The organism is Bradyrhizobium sp. CCBAU 051011 (assembly GCF_009930815.1).
Lineage (GTDB): Bacteria > Pseudomonadota > Alphaproteobacteria > Rhizobiales > Xanthobacteraceae > Bradyrhizobium.
In genome coordinates this window covers 6,191,348-6,208,894 of the sequence record NZ_CP022222.1, presented here as the reverse complement: position 1 = coordinate 6,208,894, position 17,547 = coordinate 6,191,348, and the positions used below count along the sequence as shown (strand labels likewise).

17 protein-coding genes are annotated in these 17,547 nt (G+C 60.9%); 3 read left to right on the top strand and 14 right to left on the bottom strand.

The genetic code is table 11. From position 1 onward, the window contains the following. Nucleotides 1-363 precede the first annotated feature (363 nt). The 7 genes from ACH79_RS29035 to ACH79_RS44360 form a co-directional block, all read right to left on the bottom strand. A complete protein-coding gene (locus ACH79_RS29035) occupies nt 364-1,653 on the bottom strand; it encodes an ABC transporter substrate-binding protein (RefSeq protein ID WP_161853988.1) in 1,290 nt (429 codons plus the stop codon). Between the two features lie 18 nt (nt 1,654-1,671). Then, nucleotides 1,672-2,514: a carbohydrate ABC transporter permease gene (locus tag ACH79_RS29030; RefSeq protein WP_161853987.1), complete on the bottom strand. Its 843-nt coding sequence runs from the start codon at nt 2,512-2,514 to the stop codon at nt 1,672-1,674. Then, complete coding sequence (locus ACH79_RS29025; protein WP_246738184.1) at nt 2,511-3,338, bottom strand: carbohydrate ABC transporter permease; 828 nt, start codon at nt 3,336-3,338, stop codon at nt 2,511-2,513. Before ACH79_RS29025 ends, ACH79_RS29030 begins: the two co-directional genes overlap by 4 nt. 101 nt (nt 3,339-3,439) lie before the next feature. Next, entirely contained in the window at nt 3,440-4,561 is a 1,122-nt protein-coding gene (locus ACH79_RS29020; RefSeq protein ID WP_161853985.1) for an ABC transporter ATP-binding protein, read from the bottom strand. Continuing rightward, nucleotides 4,554-5,840 carry an alkaline phosphatase family protein gene (locus ACH79_RS29015; RefSeq protein ID WP_161853984.1) on the bottom strand — a complete coding sequence of 429 codons (1,287 nt, stop codon included), beginning with the start codon at nt 5,838-5,840 and terminating at the stop codon, nt 4,554-4,556. The genes ACH79_RS29020 and ACH79_RS29015 overlap by 8 nt, the downstream gene beginning before the upstream one ends. Nucleotides 5,841-5,842: 2 nt before the next feature. Further along, nucleotides 5,843-7,129, bottom strand: coding sequence for a phosphonoacetate hydrolase (phnA, locus tag ACH79_RS29010; protein ID WP_161853983.1), 1,287 nt, complete (start codon nt 7,127-7,129; stop codon nt 5,843-5,845). A 162-nt stretch (nt 7,130-7,291) separates the two neighbouring features. Further along, nucleotides 7,292-7,546, bottom strand: coding sequence for a hypothetical protein (locus ACH79_RS44360; protein ID WP_246738183.1), 255 nt, complete (start codon nt 7,544-7,546; stop codon nt 7,292-7,294). Nucleotides 7,547-7,709: 163 nt separating this feature from the next. On the opposite strand from ACH79_RS44360, the gene ACH79_RS29000 reads away from it, so the two are divergent. Continuing rightward, nucleotides 7,710-8,690, top strand: a complete 981-nt coding sequence (locus ACH79_RS29000) for a sugar-binding transcriptional regulator (protein ID WP_161853982.1) — start codon at nt 7,710-7,712, stop codon at nt 8,688-8,690. Nucleotides 8,691-8,698: 8 nt separating this feature from the next. On the opposite strand, the gene phnY is transcribed toward ACH79_RS29000, so the two are convergent. From phnY to aepX, 5 genes are read right to left on the bottom strand one after another with little or no spacing between them, the layout of a single operon-like run. Further along, the gene (phnY, locus tag ACH79_RS28995) at nt 8,699-10,060 is read right to left on the bottom strand and encodes a phosphonoacetaldehyde dehydrogenase (protein WP_246738738.1); all 1,362 of its coding nucleotides are present in this window, start codon (nt 10,058-10,060) and stop codon (nt 8,699-8,701) included. Continuing rightward, the gene (locus tag ACH79_RS28990) at nt 9,945-11,099 is read right to left on the bottom strand and encodes a DMT family transporter (RefSeq protein ID WP_246738182.1); all 1,155 of its coding nucleotides are present in this window, start codon (nt 11,097-11,099) and stop codon (nt 9,945-9,947) included. Before ACH79_RS28990 ends, phnY begins: the two co-directional genes overlap by 116 nt. After that, complete coding sequence (aepY, locus tag ACH79_RS28985; protein ID WP_246738181.1) at nt 11,096-12,334, bottom strand: phosphonopyruvate decarboxylase; 1,239 nt, start codon at nt 12,332-12,334, stop codon at nt 11,096-11,098. The genes ACH79_RS28990 and aepY overlap by 4 nt, the downstream gene beginning before the upstream one ends. Nucleotides 12,335-12,390: 56 nt before the next feature. Further along, nucleotides 12,391-13,467: a methyltransferase gene (locus tag ACH79_RS28980; protein ID WP_161853980.1), complete on the bottom strand. Its 1,077-nt coding sequence runs from the start codon at nt 13,465-13,467 to the stop codon at nt 12,391-12,393. 56 nt (nt 13,468-13,523) lie between these two features. Beyond that, on the bottom strand, nt 13,524-14,474 hold the full coding sequence (aepX, locus tag ACH79_RS28975) for a phosphoenolpyruvate mutase (RefSeq protein ID WP_161853979.1): 951 nt from the start codon (nt 14,472-14,474) through the stop codon (nt 13,524-13,526). A gap of 381 nt (nt 14,475-14,855) precedes the next feature. On the opposite strand from aepX, the gene ACH79_RS28970 reads away from it, so the two are divergent. Then, on the top strand, nt 14,856-15,737 hold the full coding sequence (locus tag ACH79_RS28970) for a hypothetical protein (RefSeq protein WP_161853978.1): 882 nt from the start codon (nt 14,856-14,858) through the stop codon (nt 15,735-15,737). Here the strand turns inward: ACH79_RS28970 and ACH79_RS28965 are convergent. Next, nucleotides 15,702-16,097 (bottom strand): nuclear transport factor 2 family protein, encoded by a 396-nt coding sequence (locus ACH79_RS28965; RefSeq protein WP_161853977.1) that lies wholly within the window; start codon nt 16,095-16,097, stop codon nt 15,702-15,704. The genes ACH79_RS28970 and ACH79_RS28965 overlap by 36 nt on opposite strands. Beyond that, on the bottom strand, nt 16,097-16,759 hold the full coding sequence (locus tag ACH79_RS28960) for a hypothetical protein (RefSeq protein ID WP_246738180.1): 663 nt from the start codon (nt 16,757-16,759) through the stop codon (nt 16,097-16,099). The genes ACH79_RS28965 and ACH79_RS28960 overlap by 1 nt, the downstream gene beginning before the upstream one ends. 323 nt (nt 16,760-17,082) lie before the next feature. Between ACH79_RS28960 and ACH79_RS28955 the strand changes: the two genes are divergently transcribed. Continuing rightward, nucleotides 17,083-17,520 (top strand): helix-turn-helix domain-containing protein, encoded by a 438-nt coding sequence (locus ACH79_RS28955; protein WP_246738179.1) that lies wholly within the window; start codon nt 17,083-17,085, stop codon nt 17,518-17,520. Nucleotides 17,521-17,547 lie beyond the last annotated feature (27 nt).

Here is a 17,547-nt window from a genome sequence, read left to right as displayed (position 1 = left end):
GCGCGCAGCATTGAAGAATTGTTATTGGCGACGACAGGGAGCGTCAGCGCGCGGAATGTAGGATGGCGTTAATTACAGCGCGGTGACGGTTTCTTAACCATTGCAAGTCTTCCACCGAGATGGCGAGCGCCTCCGCTGGCTATCTCGGCGCAGAACTTTGGGCGAACCAGCGGTTGGGTTTTCCGCGTTCAACCTACGGCTTGCACGCACACGACCGTGCGATCCGGCGAATTTCCGCTCAGTTGCAGCGACGGCGGCGGCGGCGAATCGGCCAGGGCGCCTCATGCCGACATCCGCAAAGGAAGTCGCAGCATCACTGCTGCGACAATTTGCTCCCTCTCACCGATGTCAGTTCGTTCAAGACTAGCCGCCGCACTTCGGCAGAAGGTCGGACACGGTTTTAACCAGCTCAGGCATGACCTGCACCGCCGTACGTTTGCCTGTGACCAGGCTCTCCATATGGTGCTTGATCACCTCAATAATTTTCAGCGAATTATCGCCTGGAAAGGACGCCCATTCCGTCAGCAACGGCAACTGCTGGATACTGGTGAGGTGGTTGGGGCTCCTCGCGTAGAAAGCGCCGAGCAGGTCCGGCGTCTTCACGGCGATCTCGTTGCCGGGCATATAGCCGGTGGAATTGACCATCGCGGTCTGGCCGACCGGACCGGTGGCGAACTTTACATATTTCCAGGCGGCCTTCTGGCGTTCGGCGTCCTTTGCGAAAACCATGGCGACGTTTCCGCCTGCGGGAAGGCGTCCGTCGGCGACAGCGAGCGGGAACGCGACGGTCTTGAACTGGAATCGACCACCGATCTGCCGCTCGGCCGCGGCCACATAGGATGTGGAATCAGCGAGCATCGCGATGTTGCCGGCGACGAATGATTGCCGGGCCTGACCGAGCCCGAGATTCGGCATGCCCGACTTACCGAAATCTTCGAGCGTCTTCAGCGCCCACATGCCGTGTGCGTCATCGAAGGCGATGCTGCACCCGTCAGCTTTGAGAATGCGGCCGCCTTTGCTCGTCACCAGCGACTGGAACAGCCAGTTTCCGGTTTGCTCCCACTGATAATAGAAACCGGTAGCCGCAGTGCCCGCTTTCGCCTCGATGGTCTTGCCCAGAGCCGTAAGCTCTGGCCAGGTCCTTGGAAGCGCCGACGCATCGGTGCCGGCCTTTGCGAGCAGATCAGCATTGACGTAGAGCACCGGCGTCGAGACGGCGAACGGCAGGCCGTAGAGCTTGCCCTTGTATTTTCCGAGCTCCGCGAGCGTCGGGTAATAGCCAAGCTCTGCAAGCCCTCCATCTGCCGCGGCGAAGCCATCAAGCGGCGCGCCCAGTCCCCGATCCACGAACAGGCCGATCTGGTTGATCCCGTTGAAAGCCACATCGGGCAGTCGACCAGTGATCTGGTCGCGCAGGATCTGCTGCGCGGCCTCCTCGTAGCTCGCTGCGGGATTGCGGAACTTCACCTTGATGTCGGAGTGCGCCTCGGTGAAACGCTTGGCCAAGTCCTGATGCAGCGCATTGAAGGTACCGGGTGTGGTGTAGAGCACATCGAGCGTGACCTCCGCCCGCGTGGAGGTGGCGCCAATTGCCGTGAGGGCAGCGGCCCCGGCCAGCACGGAACTTAGCCGGGTTACGATTTGATCAAGCATGGGCGGTCTCCATTTGGATTACTTCATGGTTGTTACAGCGAGGCCGTCGATGAAGCGGCGCTGCGCGATCAGGAATGCAATGAGAAGTGGGGCTACGATAATCACGGCGCCCGCCATCAGCGGACCCAGGAATTGCCCGGCTTCATCGTCACGGAAGAGCAGGATGCCGAGCGCAGGCGTGGAAATTTCCTCGCGGCGCACCGCGATGAGCGGCCAGAACAAGTCGTTCCAATGGGCCACGACCGAGAAGATGCCAAAGGCGGCCAACGCCGGCGCTGTCATGGGGATCATGATGCGCCAGATGATCTCGAACTCGCCGAGTCCATCGAGGCGGGCGGCGTGAATGATCTCGTCGGGTATGGACCGAAAGAACTGCCGCAGCAGGAAAATGCCGAAAGTAGAGATCGCCCACGGCAGGATCAGCGCGGCATAAGTGTCCAGCAACCCAAACACGTTCAACAGGACGAAATGTGGAATGGCGAGAGCTTGAGGCGGCAGCAGCAGGCCGACCAGCACTGCGGAGAACAAGGTGTTCCTGCCGCGAAAACGCAGCTTCGCAAGTGCATAGGCGCAGGGAATGGAGGCAAGGAGTTGCAGCGCGAAGATCGCCGTGCACACCAGCAATCCGTTTAACAGGAAGCGGAACATCGGCGCCGCGGTTAGCGCGACGCGGTAGTTCTCGACCCCATGAAAGGCCGTCGGCCAAAGGCGGAAGTCGGACTGAAAAATCTCTTCCGGCGGTTTGAGCGACAGGCTCACCATCCAGACGAACGGCAGCAGCGCGAAAGCCGCGGTGAGAATCAGAATCGAATGCCGGGCAACCCGGCCAGCGAACCGCCGGTCTGGAAAGCGGGCGATCATGAATAATGGACCCGCCGTTCGAGAAGCCGCGCCTGCGTCAGCGTAAGCAGCACGATGATTGCGAGATAGACCACGGTGAGCGCTGCGCCATATCCCATGCGGAGGAAATCGAAGCTCTCGGTGTAGAATCGATGCAACAGCACTTCGGATGCATAGTTCGGCCCACCCTGGGTCAGAACGCGAACACTGTCGAAGACCTCGAAGGACCGCGTCGCCGTCAAGATGACGACGAACATGGTGACCGGTCCCAGCATGGGCAACGTCACGAAACGCAGCCGGTCCAGAATGCCGTCGGCGCCGTCAATGGCGGCCGCGTCGTAGAGCTGCTGCGGGACAGCCTTCAGGCCGGATACGAACAGCACCATGGCGAAACCGAAGCCTTGCCATATGCCGATCAAGGCGAGAGCGAGCAGCGCCGTGCGCTCATCGCGAAGCCAGTTAACTCCGGAAATACCCATCACGCCCAGGGCGCGATTCACCAGCCCGATCGTCGGATGCAGCATGGTGCCCCAAACGATCGCCATGGCCGACATCGTGGACATCACAGGAAGAAAGTGCGCTGCCCTGTAGAAACCACGCAGGCCGGGACTGGCCTCGATGAGCAGAGCCACGACGAGACCGAGCAGCACCGTGCCCGGCACGACGATGGCCACATACACCAGCGAATTGGTCAATGCCTTCCAGAAGGTCGGGTCCGCGAACAGCGCCCTGAAGTTCGCGATACCGATGAAGTTAAAAGTGAATGATCCCAGCTGCCAGTCCGTCAGCGAGAAAAGCACGACCGCCGCGACCGGGCCGAACAGAAGTCCGATCAACAGCAGCAATGCCGGCGTTACGGCGAGCCAGGCAAGCCCGTGCTCCCCCGATCTCTTCGCGACGCTTGCTTTGGCATCGGCCCTGCGTTGGCGATCGTGGTCAAGCGCTGTCAAGCCGCAGCCTCCACCTGCTCGGCCTGGCGCTGGCGCCTGCCCGCATTATCAAACTGCAGCAAGCAGGCCGGGTCGATCTGTAGACCGATCGAACGGCCCGCTTCGCAACGCGATGCGTCGGGATGCGTACGCACGACGACGGTGCCCTGCCCGTCTGCCAGCGTCACGTTCAGGAAGATATCGGAACCGAGATTCTCGACGCTGGCGACGACGCCATTGAGTCTTCCATCTCCGGACGCGACTATTCCGACGGCCTCTGGACGAAACGCGAGGTACGCCGTGTTGCGATGAACGCCTGCAGGAAGCGACGCACCCAAAGATGTCCAATGGGCGCGAGAAACCACGTTGATCTTCGGGCTGCCGATCATCTCGGCAACCCGCAGGTCCTCTGGGTCGCGATAGAGCCGCTCCGGTCGATCGACCTGAAGCAGTTCGCCGTCCATCATCACGGCGACGCGGTCGGACATCGTCATCGCTTCTGCCTGATCGTGGGTGACGTACACGAAGGTGACGCCGAGACGGCGATGTAGCGCGATGATTTCCGCACGCATTTGCACCCGCAATTTGGCGTCGAGATTGGACAGCGGCTCGTCCATCAGGAACACGGCGGGATCCCGCACCATCGCGCGGCCCAGCGCGACACGCTGGCGCTGACCACCGGAGAGCTGGCCCGGCTTGCGGTTCAACAGATGGGCGATGTCGAGCATGGAAGCTGTTTGCTCGATCTCGACCCGGATGGCTCTTTCAACATCGCCTCGTCCCGGCAACGCACGGCCCACCAATGGCAGCCGCTGGCCGAAGCTCAAGCGCCGCGTTCGCAGCGGCATGGCGAGGTTGTCGAAAACGCTAAGATGGGGATAGAGCGCGTAAGACTGAAATACCATGGCGACGTCGCGCTCCTTGGGGCGCTTGTCGTCCACACAGCGGCCGCCGACCACGACCTCACCGCTATCCTGCGACTCTAGCCCGGCGATAATCCGCAGCAAGGTGGATTTCCCGCATCCGGACGGGCCCACCAGGGTGAGAAATTCCCCATCCCGAATGCTCAGCGACACGCCTTTCACCACGGCGGTTTCGCCATAGTTCTTCTCGATGTGGCGGAGTTCGATCTCAGCCATTGCGACCTCCCCGAACCGCCTGGAGTGCACGCCCATCCATTCCGGAGGCGGGAAGCCCGAGATGCGTAAGAATGGTTGGCGCAATGTCGGTGATGCAGGAGGGCTCCTGCCTCGCCATGCCAGGGCTGAAGCCCGAGCCGTCGATCATGAGAAAAGGCGCTTGCTCGCCGGCACCGAGGCCACCGTGCTGGCCGCTGCCGAGGATATCTGCCTTGTTGCCGGCACGTTCCGCGACGAGACTGGTGCCGGCGACGCCGTAGGCATTGGGCTCATCGCTCGCGCGCATTGAGACCGCAAAAGCGAGGCCGTGATCCCGGCCCTGCCCCACCGACGCCAGCGCGCCGCCATCGAAAACGGTTTCCACCCATTCCTGACTGGCGAGGAAATCGCCGACCAACGGCGTGCGCGCGACGAAATCGGGATGGACGTAGAGCAGCGCGGAGGTGCCGTTCGAGGCGACGACCACGTCGGTCGATTCAAGGCTTTCCTTCAATCCGGCAGTGACCAGTTCTTCGTCGATGTCGATGACGCCGGTCACCGTCTGATGGCCGTGATCCGATCCTATCAGCAAGAGAACATCGTCTCTGTCGGCGAGCGTGGCGACTGCGTCCATGACGCGCCCGGCATTGCGGTCTGCTTCTGCCAGCACCGCAAGATGACCGGGTGATCCCATGGGCAAAGCGTGCTGCGTGGCGTCCGGCTCGCCAAGCCACAGCACCGCAAGCGCCGGAGGATCCGACGGGAGCAACACCGCTTCGCGGATGAAGCGCTCGGTCATTGCCCGGTCGCCTTCTACGTCCAGCGTGACGCGAAGCTGCTCGTCTTCCGGCAGCGGGACGCGGTCGCGACCGAACGATCCGGCGCGATGATAGACCCGCCCAAATCCATCCGGATCGTGCGCATAGGCCGCTCCTGGTGAAACGTTGCTGAAGATAATGGCACCGCCGCTGCCCGTTAAGCGCTCGGCCAGGGTTGGCACGGCCAGCGAGCGACCCGTGACACGCCGCTTGTGCTGGAGGAAATCCGGACGACCCGCGTCGTGCCGAACGAGGCGGCCGTCTTCCATGAGCGCCATCGTGTTGCCCTGCAAGCCGTGGCGCGCCGGATAGCAACCCGTCGCAAGGCTCGCTGAAACCACCCGCGTGCAGGACGGAAACACCGTGCGATGGGCGGCGAACTGCTCGGAACGCTCGGCGAAGGCGGCAAGACGAGGCGTGGTCTGCGGCGTCACGAGATCGCGGCGAAGACCATCGAGGATGACGAGGATAGCACGAGGCATAGTCAGACTTTCACTTCGTTGAGTAGAACCGAAAAGACATCGTAGTTGCGGAGCGATTTCCCTGCCCCGCCCTCAACCCGTCCGGCCTTCAGCGGGTGAGAGAGGATGAACGGCACCACCTGTTCGGCGAGCCCGCCATGAGAACGCAGCCGCTTGCCCGATAGCTGCGAAATGTCGTGATCGCTTGCGTGGGCGCCGAGGGCGACGCCCGACCTTGCCACCACGGCGATGTCGCCTTCGCGATCTTCAGGCAGCTCGAAGCGCAGGCATGCCTCCTCACGCGAAGCGGCCATGCAGACACCGGGAATCTGCCGAATGAAGTTCAACACCGCGGTGGCGGAAGGGTCCGTCCGTTGCAGATGGACACGGACAAAGCCGCCCAGCGCGCCATGGTGACGCACGAAGGGATCGGTGATCGGGCAGATGACACGCGTTGCGCCCACGCCGAAGGCGGCATCCAGGAGGTCGCCGAGATAGACGACGTTCGGCTCGCCGCTCTGGTGGGCCATGTCGTTCATGCCATGGTCGGCGACGATCCCGAGGCAGGCGCCGAGCGCAATCATGCAGGCGAGCCGCTGGTCCACCGCGCGCATGAAGGCGATCGCTTCGGGCGCATCCGGCGCATGCTTGTGCTGCACATAATCGGAAAGCGACAGATAAATCAGGTCCGGCCGGCGGGTTTCAAGCAGCCGAATTCCGGCATCGAGCACGAACAAGGAAAGATCGGCGGAATACTGGTCTGGCGCTCCCCGCCCCACCAGCGCACCGATGGCGGAGATGCCGTTCTCCGCATCGGTCGCCTCGTCGGCCTTCTCGGCCGAGAAAGCGATACCGTCGAGCCCATGACCGAGCGCCTTGCGCAGCTTGTCCTTGGCGGTAACGGCGGCAACCATGGCACCTGCTTGCGAGAACGCTGCCAGAATGGTCGGCGCCCGCACAGGGGTAGCGTCCACCATCATGATTTCCGCGCCGGTGTCGCGGTCGAGATAGAAATTGCCGGAGACGCCGTGAACCGCGGGCGGCACACCGCAGACGATGGACACGTTATTGGGGTTGGTGAATGTCGGCATTGCCGCGAGCGCGGAGGCGGCAAAACCTTCGCGCCGCATCCGGTCGATGGCAGGGATGGCGCCAGCGGCGCTGGCAGCCTCGATATAGGCAGGATCGCAGCCATCGAAACAGATGACCACAGCCGGATGTTTCGGCCACGCATAGGTGCGGCCGTTTACGCTCACCGGAGGTCTCTCCGCGCGATAGGTGGCGGTCAGGATTCGATCAGGTTTGTTCATGGGAAGACTTGTCGTTGAGGGTTACAGCGTCTGCGAGCCACGCGGCCATGGGCAGAGGATTCCGGTCGCCGCCCTGGCAACCAATGAGCGCCGCGCCGGAGCGACTTGGTTTGGCGTTCATTGTCGCGAATGGCGATCACATCATCCCGAACGTAGAGTTGATCAGACGGCTGAGATCGCAGAGCACGCCGCGCAGGGCGACAGCGCAGAACCTGTAAACATCGAAGTCGTTGCGAAGGCCCCGATGTCGGGCTTGTTCTGATGGGCAGCCAAGATCGATCCGGGTCCGCCGACATCCGCGACAACGCCGCTTTGATCACCCATCACCCCGATCACGATCTTGCTGTCGGAAAATTGCGCGAGGGCGGACGTTGCCCAGCCGCACAAAAGTAATGACCCGATGATCAGCCGACGCATGGACGATCTCCTGTTTCCAAGCTCGGCGGACAGATAGAGGTCCCACGTAACACATTTGTGACGACACGGGCACATTTGGGACTTGTGGACAAGTATGAAGATTTGCCATTCCGACCCGGAAACAGGCAAACAGCGGATCCTGAAGCTGATCGGAGGATCGGGCGTGTTGATTCGAGGCCCGCAAGCGGCATCAAACGAAGGCGAAGCCGGGGATGGTCGAGCCGAGGCCGCGTTGGTGGCCAAAATCTGCTGGTACTATTTCAGGGAAGGTCAAACCCAGGACGCGATCGCGCAGCGGCTGAAGATGACCCGCAAGCGCGTCAACCGGATCCTTGGTGACGCCCGGGAAAGCGGCTTCGTTCAAATCACGATCGCCGACCCGGCGGGCCTACGCACCGAGCTTGAAGAAGAGCTCATCCGCAAATTCAATCTACGTCACGCGATCGTGGTCCCGGTCCCCATGGGCGGCACCGACGTGCGTTCTTTCGTCGGCGCCGCCGCTGCGCGATACGTCGCCGAGTGCCTTCCGCCGTCGGGGTCGCTGGGAATCACCTGGGGAGGCACCATCAATGCCGCGGCCCAAAACCTGCCGCAGCGATCTGGAGACGGCACCCGCGTGGTGCTGATGTCCGGCGGGTTGGCCGAAAGCGCGCCGATCAATCCATATGACAATGCGACCATGATCGCCCGGGCGCTCGGCGCGCGATGCTATTATCTGACCGCGCCAATGTTCGCCGAGACTGCCGAGTTGAAGGACATCCTCGTCGCCAGTGAGCCCGTACGCACCGTGCTCGCCATGGTGCCCTCCCTCGACGTGGCGCTGTTGAGCGCGATTGACCTTTCCGAGCAATCGAAGGCGCTCGAATACGAGGTCATTTCTCGGGAAACCTGGGCTTCGTTGCTTGAAGCGGGCGCCGTCGGCGATATCTGCGGTCACTACCTCGATTCGTCAGGCAAGCCGCTGCGTCACCCCCTGGTGCAGCGGACGATCAATCCGCCGATCGAGCATGTGCTCCAGATCAGGCATCGGATTCTCGCGGCCGGCGGCGAGCACAAGGTCCCCATTATTCGCGCCGGCCTGTTGGCTGGCTTCTGCCAGGTCCTGGTCACCGACGAAGCGGCCGCGTCCAAACTGCTGGATTGAGGTTTGCCTCACCACGGCAGCGAGTAGGTTTTGATATTCGTAAAGCTCTTCATGGCTTCCAGCACGCCCTCCTTATGGCCGAGGCCGGAATCCTTGATGCCGCCGAACGGTGTCAGCTCGGTCCGGTATCCCGGAACTTCCCATACGTTGACGCAGCCGACGTCGAGGGCATCGACAAAGCGGGTGATGGCGTCGAGCCGGTTTGTGCACAACCCCGCCGAAAGACCGAAGGCCGTCGAGTTGGCGATGGCGATGATGTGTTCGATGTCATCGGGGCAGCGAATGATCGGCAGGACAGGACCAAAGGTCTCTTCGCGCACCAACTCGCAATCGGGCGCAACATGGTCCAGCAGTGTCGGCGGGTAGAGCGCGCCGTGGGGAGTATTGCCGAGCAGCAAACGGGCGCCGCGCTCAATTGCGGCTTCGACGCGTCCGGCAATGATCGACGCCGCCTTCGCGTTGATGACCGTCCCCACATCCGTGTCGGGATCCATGGGATCTCCTGCCCTGAGGCGCCTCATTAGAGAGAGGGTCGTTTCGGCAAAGCGATCGGCGACATCATCGACGACCAAGACCCGTTTGACGGCGGTACAGCGTTGCCCGGAATTCTTGGTCGCGCCCTGCACCGCCAATCGGGCTGCGCGGTCGAGATCGGCGTCACCCAATACGATCAGAGGATCATTCCCGCCGAGCTCGAGCACCAGCCTTCTGTATCCCACCCGTTCGGCGATTTTCTTTCCGGCCGCTACCGACCCGGTGAACGTCACCAGGTCGATGTCCGGATCATTGATCATCGCATCTCCCAACGAATGCGGATCGCCGGTAATCACCGACAACATTTCCGGCGGCAGGCCCGCCTCATAAACCAGCTCGGCAAGAGCAAGCGCGGTCAAAGGCGTTGCCTCGGCCGGCTTCAGCACGGTCCTATTATTGGTCGCGATCGCCGGAGCGAGCTTGTGACTGACGAGATTCAGGGGATGGTTGAAGGGAGTAATTCCTGAGATGACGCCAAGGAGCGGTGTCCTTGTCGCGAATATGCGTCTAGCCTGCGCCCCTCCTCCGATGTCGCCCGCGTAAATCTCTCCATCGTCCCGGAGCACGGCTTGCGCTGCAAAGGACCAGACATCCCTGGCCCGCGCGGCTTCATGCAGCGAGTCTTTCAAACACAGGCCGCTTTCCGATGTAATGAGATGCGCTAGCCGGTCCCGGTTTGCTTCGATCGCCTCTGCCGTGGCCAGGAGGATCCGCGCCCGCTCACGCCTTGTGAGCTTGGCACGGAATGCCCGGGCGATCGCGAAGGCCCGCCGAGCGTGCTCGGGACGCGCCTGCGGCACCGCAGCTATTACCTGATCGGTAAACGGGTTCCGCACGTCGATGAACGAATCCGAAAGAACATCCTCTCCTGCGATCTTCATCGGGTGACAGACACGTGTCGGATCTAACATCGCGTGGCTCCATGTGGTGTTCGCTGACGATCGCAGGTTTCCAGGCGCGTGACATCGTACTCACAGCGAGTGGCGCCCTTGACCGCTGCCAAACTGCGAAGGCGACGCCAACGATCATAAGAACCCAGGCAACCACGACGCACGTGATCGGAGTATCCCGTTGCAAGACGGCAGCCGCAACCAGCGCGACGACAGGGATGAGAACGAGGCTCTGAGATGCGATATGCGAGGAAATACGGCTGAGCGCGCGGTACCAAGCGACGAATGCCAATCCGGTCACCACGATCAAGTTCAATGCGATAGGCCAGGCAAGTATCGGCAACAGAGTCCAGTCAAGCCGACGTTCCAGCAGCAACGACGCAACGATGACAATGCCCCCTGCGGTCGCCAGTTGAAAGACGGTACGGTTCCACACATTGATGTCGCTGGGAGCGCGTTTATGAATCCATGTTCCCAGCGCCCAGCTGAAAGCCGCCATTGAAAGCAACGCGAGGCCCAGGATGTCATAAGGTGTCTCCACCGGCACCGTACCCGACGCCAGCATCCCGAGACCAAGCATGCCGCAGGTCAATGCGACGAGATCGAGGAGCGATTGCATTTGGCGATCGATCGTCCATTCAATGGCGACGAGCGACAAGGGCATCGTATAGAAGATCAGGGCGCTGGTGCCGACATCGAAATACTGCAAGCCGACAAAAGCCAGCCCGAGGCCTCCGGCCATTCGAAGGAGAGCCAGCGCGACAAGCCTGCCGTTCCCTTCACAACCGCTCTGGAGTGGGTATTCAACACACAGGCGGACAACGCCGACCGCGATCGCCCCGCCGAGCAAACAGACGCCGGTGAAAAACAGCGGCGGCGAAGACTGCAAGACATTCCTGATCGCAACCCAGTTCGTGCCGCAAAGGATGACCGCGAATGAGAGGCAGCGGAAGCTGGTCAGCCTATCGACCGCCTGATGTTTCACCCGGCCACTCCCGCTGGTACGGCTTGCAGATCGAAGGCCTCCGCCTGGTTCAGCGCGATCTGGAACGCTTCTTTGTTTTCCTCCGGGCTATGACGAGACGTCACCCGGGGTAGCGAGCGCGAATGCGATTGATTGACCTTGCAAAGCAGGAAGTGCGGCCCTTCGGTCGACAGGCTTCGCGCAACCGCCTCGCCCAATTCGGCGCCGGTTACGCACCGGCAGACCGCGCGGTACCCGCAAGCCGCGGCGACGGCTTCCAGCGAGGAAGTGACCGAGGTGGAGTCCTGCTTCCCTGTCGAGACGTAGCCTTCGTTATCGAGCACGACGTGCAGGAAATTTCGGGGAGATGCGTACCCGATCGTGGATAACACTCCCATATGCATCAGCACGGCACCATCGCCATCCAGCGCGACCACGCGGCGTGATGGATGCGCGAGCGCGACGCCGGCAGCCACCGCGCTGCAATGGCCCAACGATCCCTGCATGTAGAAATTCTCTGGACGGTCGCTCACGCGAAACAGCTCCCGGGAGATGAACCCGGTCGTCGAGACGACGAGATCGGTGGGCCGCAGGGCTTCGCTGATGATCTCCAGGGCGCATCCGACGCTGAGTGGATAGCGCTCCACTTGTTGCTCGCCGTTGGCGACGACGCCGAGGCCCGCCGACAGCTGACCTTTGCGAACCAGAATCGCAAACGAGACCGATCGCTCGAATGCCTCTTCGGCCTTCCGGAGCGTCGCCATGAACCCCTGCGGCGTCCCGTCGAACTCGCTCCACGGGATTGCCAATTGATCGAGCAATGCATGGGTATTGGCGCCCATGATGCGGTGCTGCGGCTCGTCCTCGGGCTCGTCGGTGAGTCCCCGCACGGAGACCAGAAGCAGCGTTGGAATGCAGTTGATCTGGACCAGCGACGTCAGCGGATTGATGATGTTTCCCAGTCCGGAATTCTGCAGGGCGACGACGCTTCGTTGCCCCGCCAGCGTCGCGCCGACGGCGAACGACAGCGCGCTGCCTTCGTTCGACGCTGGGACTGACGTGATATCCTTGTCCAAGGCGACCTGCTGGAACAGATCAGCGAAATTCGAGCAAGGTACCCCGGAAAAAAACTCATACTTCTGCTGCTTCAGCAGACCCAGGAGCGTCGTTGTCGACATGGTCATTTTGGATTCCCTTCCCACAGGCGATATTTTTCCTCGCGCCGGACAGCGCGCAGCGGTGGCTGCCGTCAGCATCGACGGCAGCAGGATCAGGCGAAGCCCTTCGGATTTTGTCCGGATAGAGCTCTTGTTCAGTTGGAGCTGCCGGCGATCTTTCGCGCCGTGATCAGACTTCGGTTGCAAATCGACTTGCGATAGTCGACGTGCTGAAAGCCTGCACCTTCCATGAGGGAACGCATGTCCTCGAAACTGTAACAGCAGCCCTCGTAGCTGGTGGTCAGCAGGACCGAATATTCGGCCTCCTCCACCGGCGCGGGACGCCCGCCCCGGTCGTCCGGGTGACAACTGAAGACGGCTACCCGGCCGCCAGGCAGCAAGCTTCGGTACGACTTGTCCAGCAACAGCCGCACTTTCTCCGGTCCCCAATTGTGGAGGACATGCGAATAGAGATGGAGCGAAGTGGTCTGCGGAAACGGATCGACAAACATGTCTCCGGCGATCACGCGCGCTCTCGGTGCCGTCAGCTTACGCTCGGCAAGACATTGCGTGGCGAGCTGGTCGACCGGAGGACGTTCAAATATCATCGCCGACAGATTGGGATACCGGTTGAGCAGGTGCGCGGAATAGACTCCGGATCCACCTGCCACATCCAGGACAGCCGTGTCGTGCGTACAATCGAGCAGGCGCACGAGGTCGGGAGCAAAAATCCGCCCGCGCTCCTCCATTCCGCGCGTATTCAGATCGGCGAAATCGTCGGTTTGCATCAGCTCGTCGAAGTTGGTCGCGTCACCACGCTCGACATACCACGTATCAGGTGTGTCCAGGCGTAATACGTCGTAAATCTCCCGGACAGACGATTTGTACTTCATGACGGCGATGTAGGAGGAAATGTTCTCGCTCGAGTTGCGGCTCAAGTAGCGCCGCGCAGATGCTGAAGCGAGAAGCTTGCCGTCGACGTTGTCGAGCAGTCCCCAGGACTCAAACAGCCTGATCATGGTTCGCGTCGGCCGTTCCTTGATCTTAAAATGGCCGCGCATCTCCGCTTCGGTCGCCGGTGTCTCGTCGAGATAGGTGAAGAGATCGAGCCACGAGACCGCCGCGATATAAAGGTCGGCCGCATAGGAACTATCGCGCCATTGGATCACCTGGGCGATGTCAGGTGCAGGAAGCTGGCTTGGTATTGAGGCCGCCAGTGTTGATTGAAGCATGGTACGAATCTCCGCGTTCGAAGGGCTCTACGCTGTGGGATAGAGGGACCGGAGAATCACGCTTTCGCGTGACCATTTCCGTTGTACGTCGGCAAGTAGCGCTCCTCGGCAGTAGCGAGTTCGCCGTAGCGCAACAGACCAAAGACCTCGTCGAGCGTGGCGACCTCGCCTTCGATGCCGGCGATGCTTTCCTCGGCGATAATGCGGCCGCAAATGTCTCTCATCCCGGCGATCGCCGCCCGCATCGAGTGGTTGGCCCAGATCACCGTGGAGATGCCGGCTTCGCGATAGGCGGAGACGGGCGTCCGATAGTATTTGGTGGGGACGATCACGACGGGAAGCCGGTTCTGCCAGGCGCCGGTGAAGGCGAGGACCTCGTCCGCCACGCTCTTGCGCGAATGAATGAGGATGGCGTCAGCTCCGGCCTCTGCATAGGCATGGGCGCGCGTAAGCGCCTCGTCCATCCCGTGGCCAGCAATCAGCGCCTCGATCCGGGCGACGAGGACCAGGTCGTCGCCTACCGTATCTTTCACGGCGCGCAGCCGGCCCGAGAATTCGCCGGTATCGGCAAGCGGATGCCGATCGCCGACGAACGAATTCATCTTGGGAAAGCCCTTGTCCTCCAGCGCAACCCCGGCGGCGCCGCGCTGCTGTAGCTTGCGTGCCAGAAGGCGCGCATTGTTGAAATTGCCAAAGCCGCTATCGCCGTCGACAAGCACCGGAAGGTCGGTCGAGTCCACCATGCGCTCGACGACATCAACGAGCTGGGTCCAGGAAGCTTCGTTGGCGTCGCGGTAGCCGAGCGAGCACGAAATTGAAAGGCCGGATGCCCAGAGTCCCTTGAAGCCTGCGCGCTCGGCGATGGCGCCCGACAGACCGTCGTGGGCCTCCATCAGGAATGAGAGCTCGTGATTGCAGCTGATCTGGTTGCGAAGCTTGTGCGCCGCTTGCGACGTGGCGTGGTGATGATGGCCGTTCGCGACGATGGACTGTTTTTGCGGTTGCATGCCGAACTCCTTGAGCGTCCCATTGACCACCAATAGTTGTCACTCATTTCATCTCGTCGTCAATATCTAATTCTAGTTGTCGTGAAAAAAATCTAATTGTAGTTGATATGCGTAACTGTTGCCGGAGCAGACGCCGCCGTTTTGTGCGCGCACTCAAATCACTGCAACCGGGAAGGGATTCGCTCCCTGACTACGCGCATCCAGATTTGGGACAACGACTGCGGCAAGCGGACGCAGAAGAACGCCGTCACCAAAGCGTGAAGCCAATCATCCATCGAATTTTGATGTCTAGCGTAGCGAGTGCGGTTAAGATGACGCAACTTCGCCAAATAATAAGCGCTCAATGGACGACTTTGCTCCGGGTTGACGGGTGAGGGTCGCATGCAAACTATCGTTCTGGATGACCACGGCCGCACATGGGACGCACGATCCTCGGCCTTGCGAAGTTCCCTGCACTGCTCACTTCCTGATTTCGATTTTCTGACCTACCTCGTCGAAAATCTGGGATATGTGGCGGTCACGAAAATCGCTCCCAATGCGGCGCGCATCCGATTTCAGCCCGAAACGGTGTCCCAGACGAGCATCGCCGCAGCTCTATACTGCCTCGCTGATATGGGGGTCGAGCGCACCATCATTTCCCACCCGGGTCAGTTCGTCGAGAAGCTGGTCCCGAGTTTCGCGCAGACGATCGCCTACTTTGCCGAGCAAACTGCTGCGAGCCATCCGAAAACTTCTCGCGCGTTCGCGGGCAGAGAGCTGCCGCTCGAAATGCTTGCCAGCGCGGACAAAGCACTTGCATCACTTTTCGCGCATTGGATTGATTCCAAGCAGGTTTACGATTCAGCGAAGTTGGCCGACGTGTTGCCCGATTCGCTTCGTGGGCGCTTCATACTCGTCGAGCCCGTGGATGGCCGCCTGACCATTACCGAGGTCGGACCTGGCTTTGAGATCTTTGGCGAGACCTGGCGGAAGAATGCGCGAGGCCTGCCTATGGAAGAACAACCGGATTACAATTACGGCCAGTGGGTGCAAGGCATTTACCGCCGTGTCCAGGAGACGCTGGTGCCGCGCCTGGACGAGGTGAACGCCACGATCAGACGGCCAGACAGGAACGACAGCATTCACTGCCATTATCAGCGTCTCATCTTGCCGTTCACGTGCAAGGGAAACGGGGGAACATGCCTTCTCGGCGCATCGGCCGTTGACTTCTGGAAGCAACAATCCGCCCTAGATCGCCGGGCTGTCGAAGAATGTCCGGCGTAGATCAATCCGCCCTTCCCTGATGCGGTAGACATCCGCAAATCGCATGCTGAGATTGCGCCCATTCTTGGCAACGCCGGAAAAGCTGCCCCAGCACGCAATGTTTGCGCCGTCGCTCAGCACCCTCTCGACGCGATGCTGGCCGAGCGAAATAATCCGTTTCGTCAGGTAAAAGTCCAGGATAGCCGGCTTTCCGACGAACGGTTCATAACCCGGTCGTTCGTAGATCGCCTCGTCGTGGAGAAATTCGGAAAGCCCTGCCCAGTCCCTGCCGTCGATGCAACCGAACAGCGCTTTGACAAGCCCTTCTGAATCCTCGGGACGAAAGGTTTGATTATTTAATACCGCCACGCCTTGCGACATCAGTGATTTGCGTCCTCGGCAATGCGGGGCCCAATGGCAGGAGCATTCACCCGGTCCATGATTGCGGCGAGATCGGCAAGGAGTTCGTCAGACTGCATCCAGCCCAGCCCGCAACGCATCGCGCCAAGCGGCGACGCCACAAGTTCAATGCAGCTATGCTCGATCTTCGTGTATCCGGCACGCTCTGCCAGGCCGCCGGCGATGACGGCATCGGCCATCATGCCGATCGTGAAATCGCTATTCCAGCGTGTGAAGGCATATGCCCGCGCAATGCGCGACTGGATGGTTGCAAGGTCCTTGCCTCTGAAATCACGCCGATACCAGACGGCACCGGAAAAGACGACGCGCCCGCTGATTTTCTCGGCAATCGGCGTGGTGATCTTACAGCGATCTCCACGCGCGAATGCGGCATCGGGATCGGCAAAGAACATTCGCAGCGAAGCGGCCTCGTCCTTGAGAGACGTTCCCGGCCAATCATAGATGCGCGCCGCTTGGGTTGTGACGACCTCCCCATGCTTGTTCCGCCCGATCAGGACAAAGGCTGTCTCCGGCGTAACGCCGCCCAAAGCCTCGTCAAACACCGGCACAAGCGGGCGCCAGCTATCGGAGTTGGCTTTATTGGCTTCGATGAGATCCTGCAGGCTGGCAAAGGACAGCGTCACTCCCAGATCCCTTGCAGCGGTGTCGGCCCAGAGGAAGAACCTCCCGAGCAGGCCCACCGGCCCGTGTTTGATCTTGAGTTGAGTGGGTAGGCGTCCCGATTTCGGAAGAGGCTCTTGCATGGATTTCGTCCCGCCATTCTCACATCGTGTGGTTGAGGCCTAATAATCCGTGCATTTGTAACCCGCATGACATAATTCTAGTTGATAATACCGCCCAGGAGTTGATATGCCATTTCCACCATTCCAGTTGATTGTACCGAGCGAGAATTCAACCGCGGTGCTTGATGCCTTCTGAATCTTCCGAGAAGAAATCGAAATCCCGCATGCCGAACAGACGCGGCGCCAAAATGGGGGTCTCGTCGAAAAAGCCGACCCATGTCGACGAGCACGTGGGGAAGCGGCTACGTCTTCGGCGCAACCTCCTCGGCTTGAGTCAGGACGAACTGGCTAGGCGTCTTGGTCTGACGTCGCAGCTCATCCAAAAGTATGAAGCCGGGGAAACCCGTATCAGCGCGTCAAGACTCTACGGCATTGCCGCGCAACTTGCCGTCCCGATCACATGGTTCTTCGACGAGTTGGAAAGCAAGAAACGACCGTCCGCCGAATCGAAGCAAACCGCCGAAGCGCAGGATTGGAGTGAACTCGTTACGAAGCGAGAGTCGCGTCAGCTTCTCGAACTCTACTTCGGCATTGCCGATGAGCGCCTACGTCGAAAATTGATGGAAGTCGCGCAGCTTCTGAAGACAACTGGCGCGGAATAGGAGCCCGCAGGTACCGGAATCGCGCGG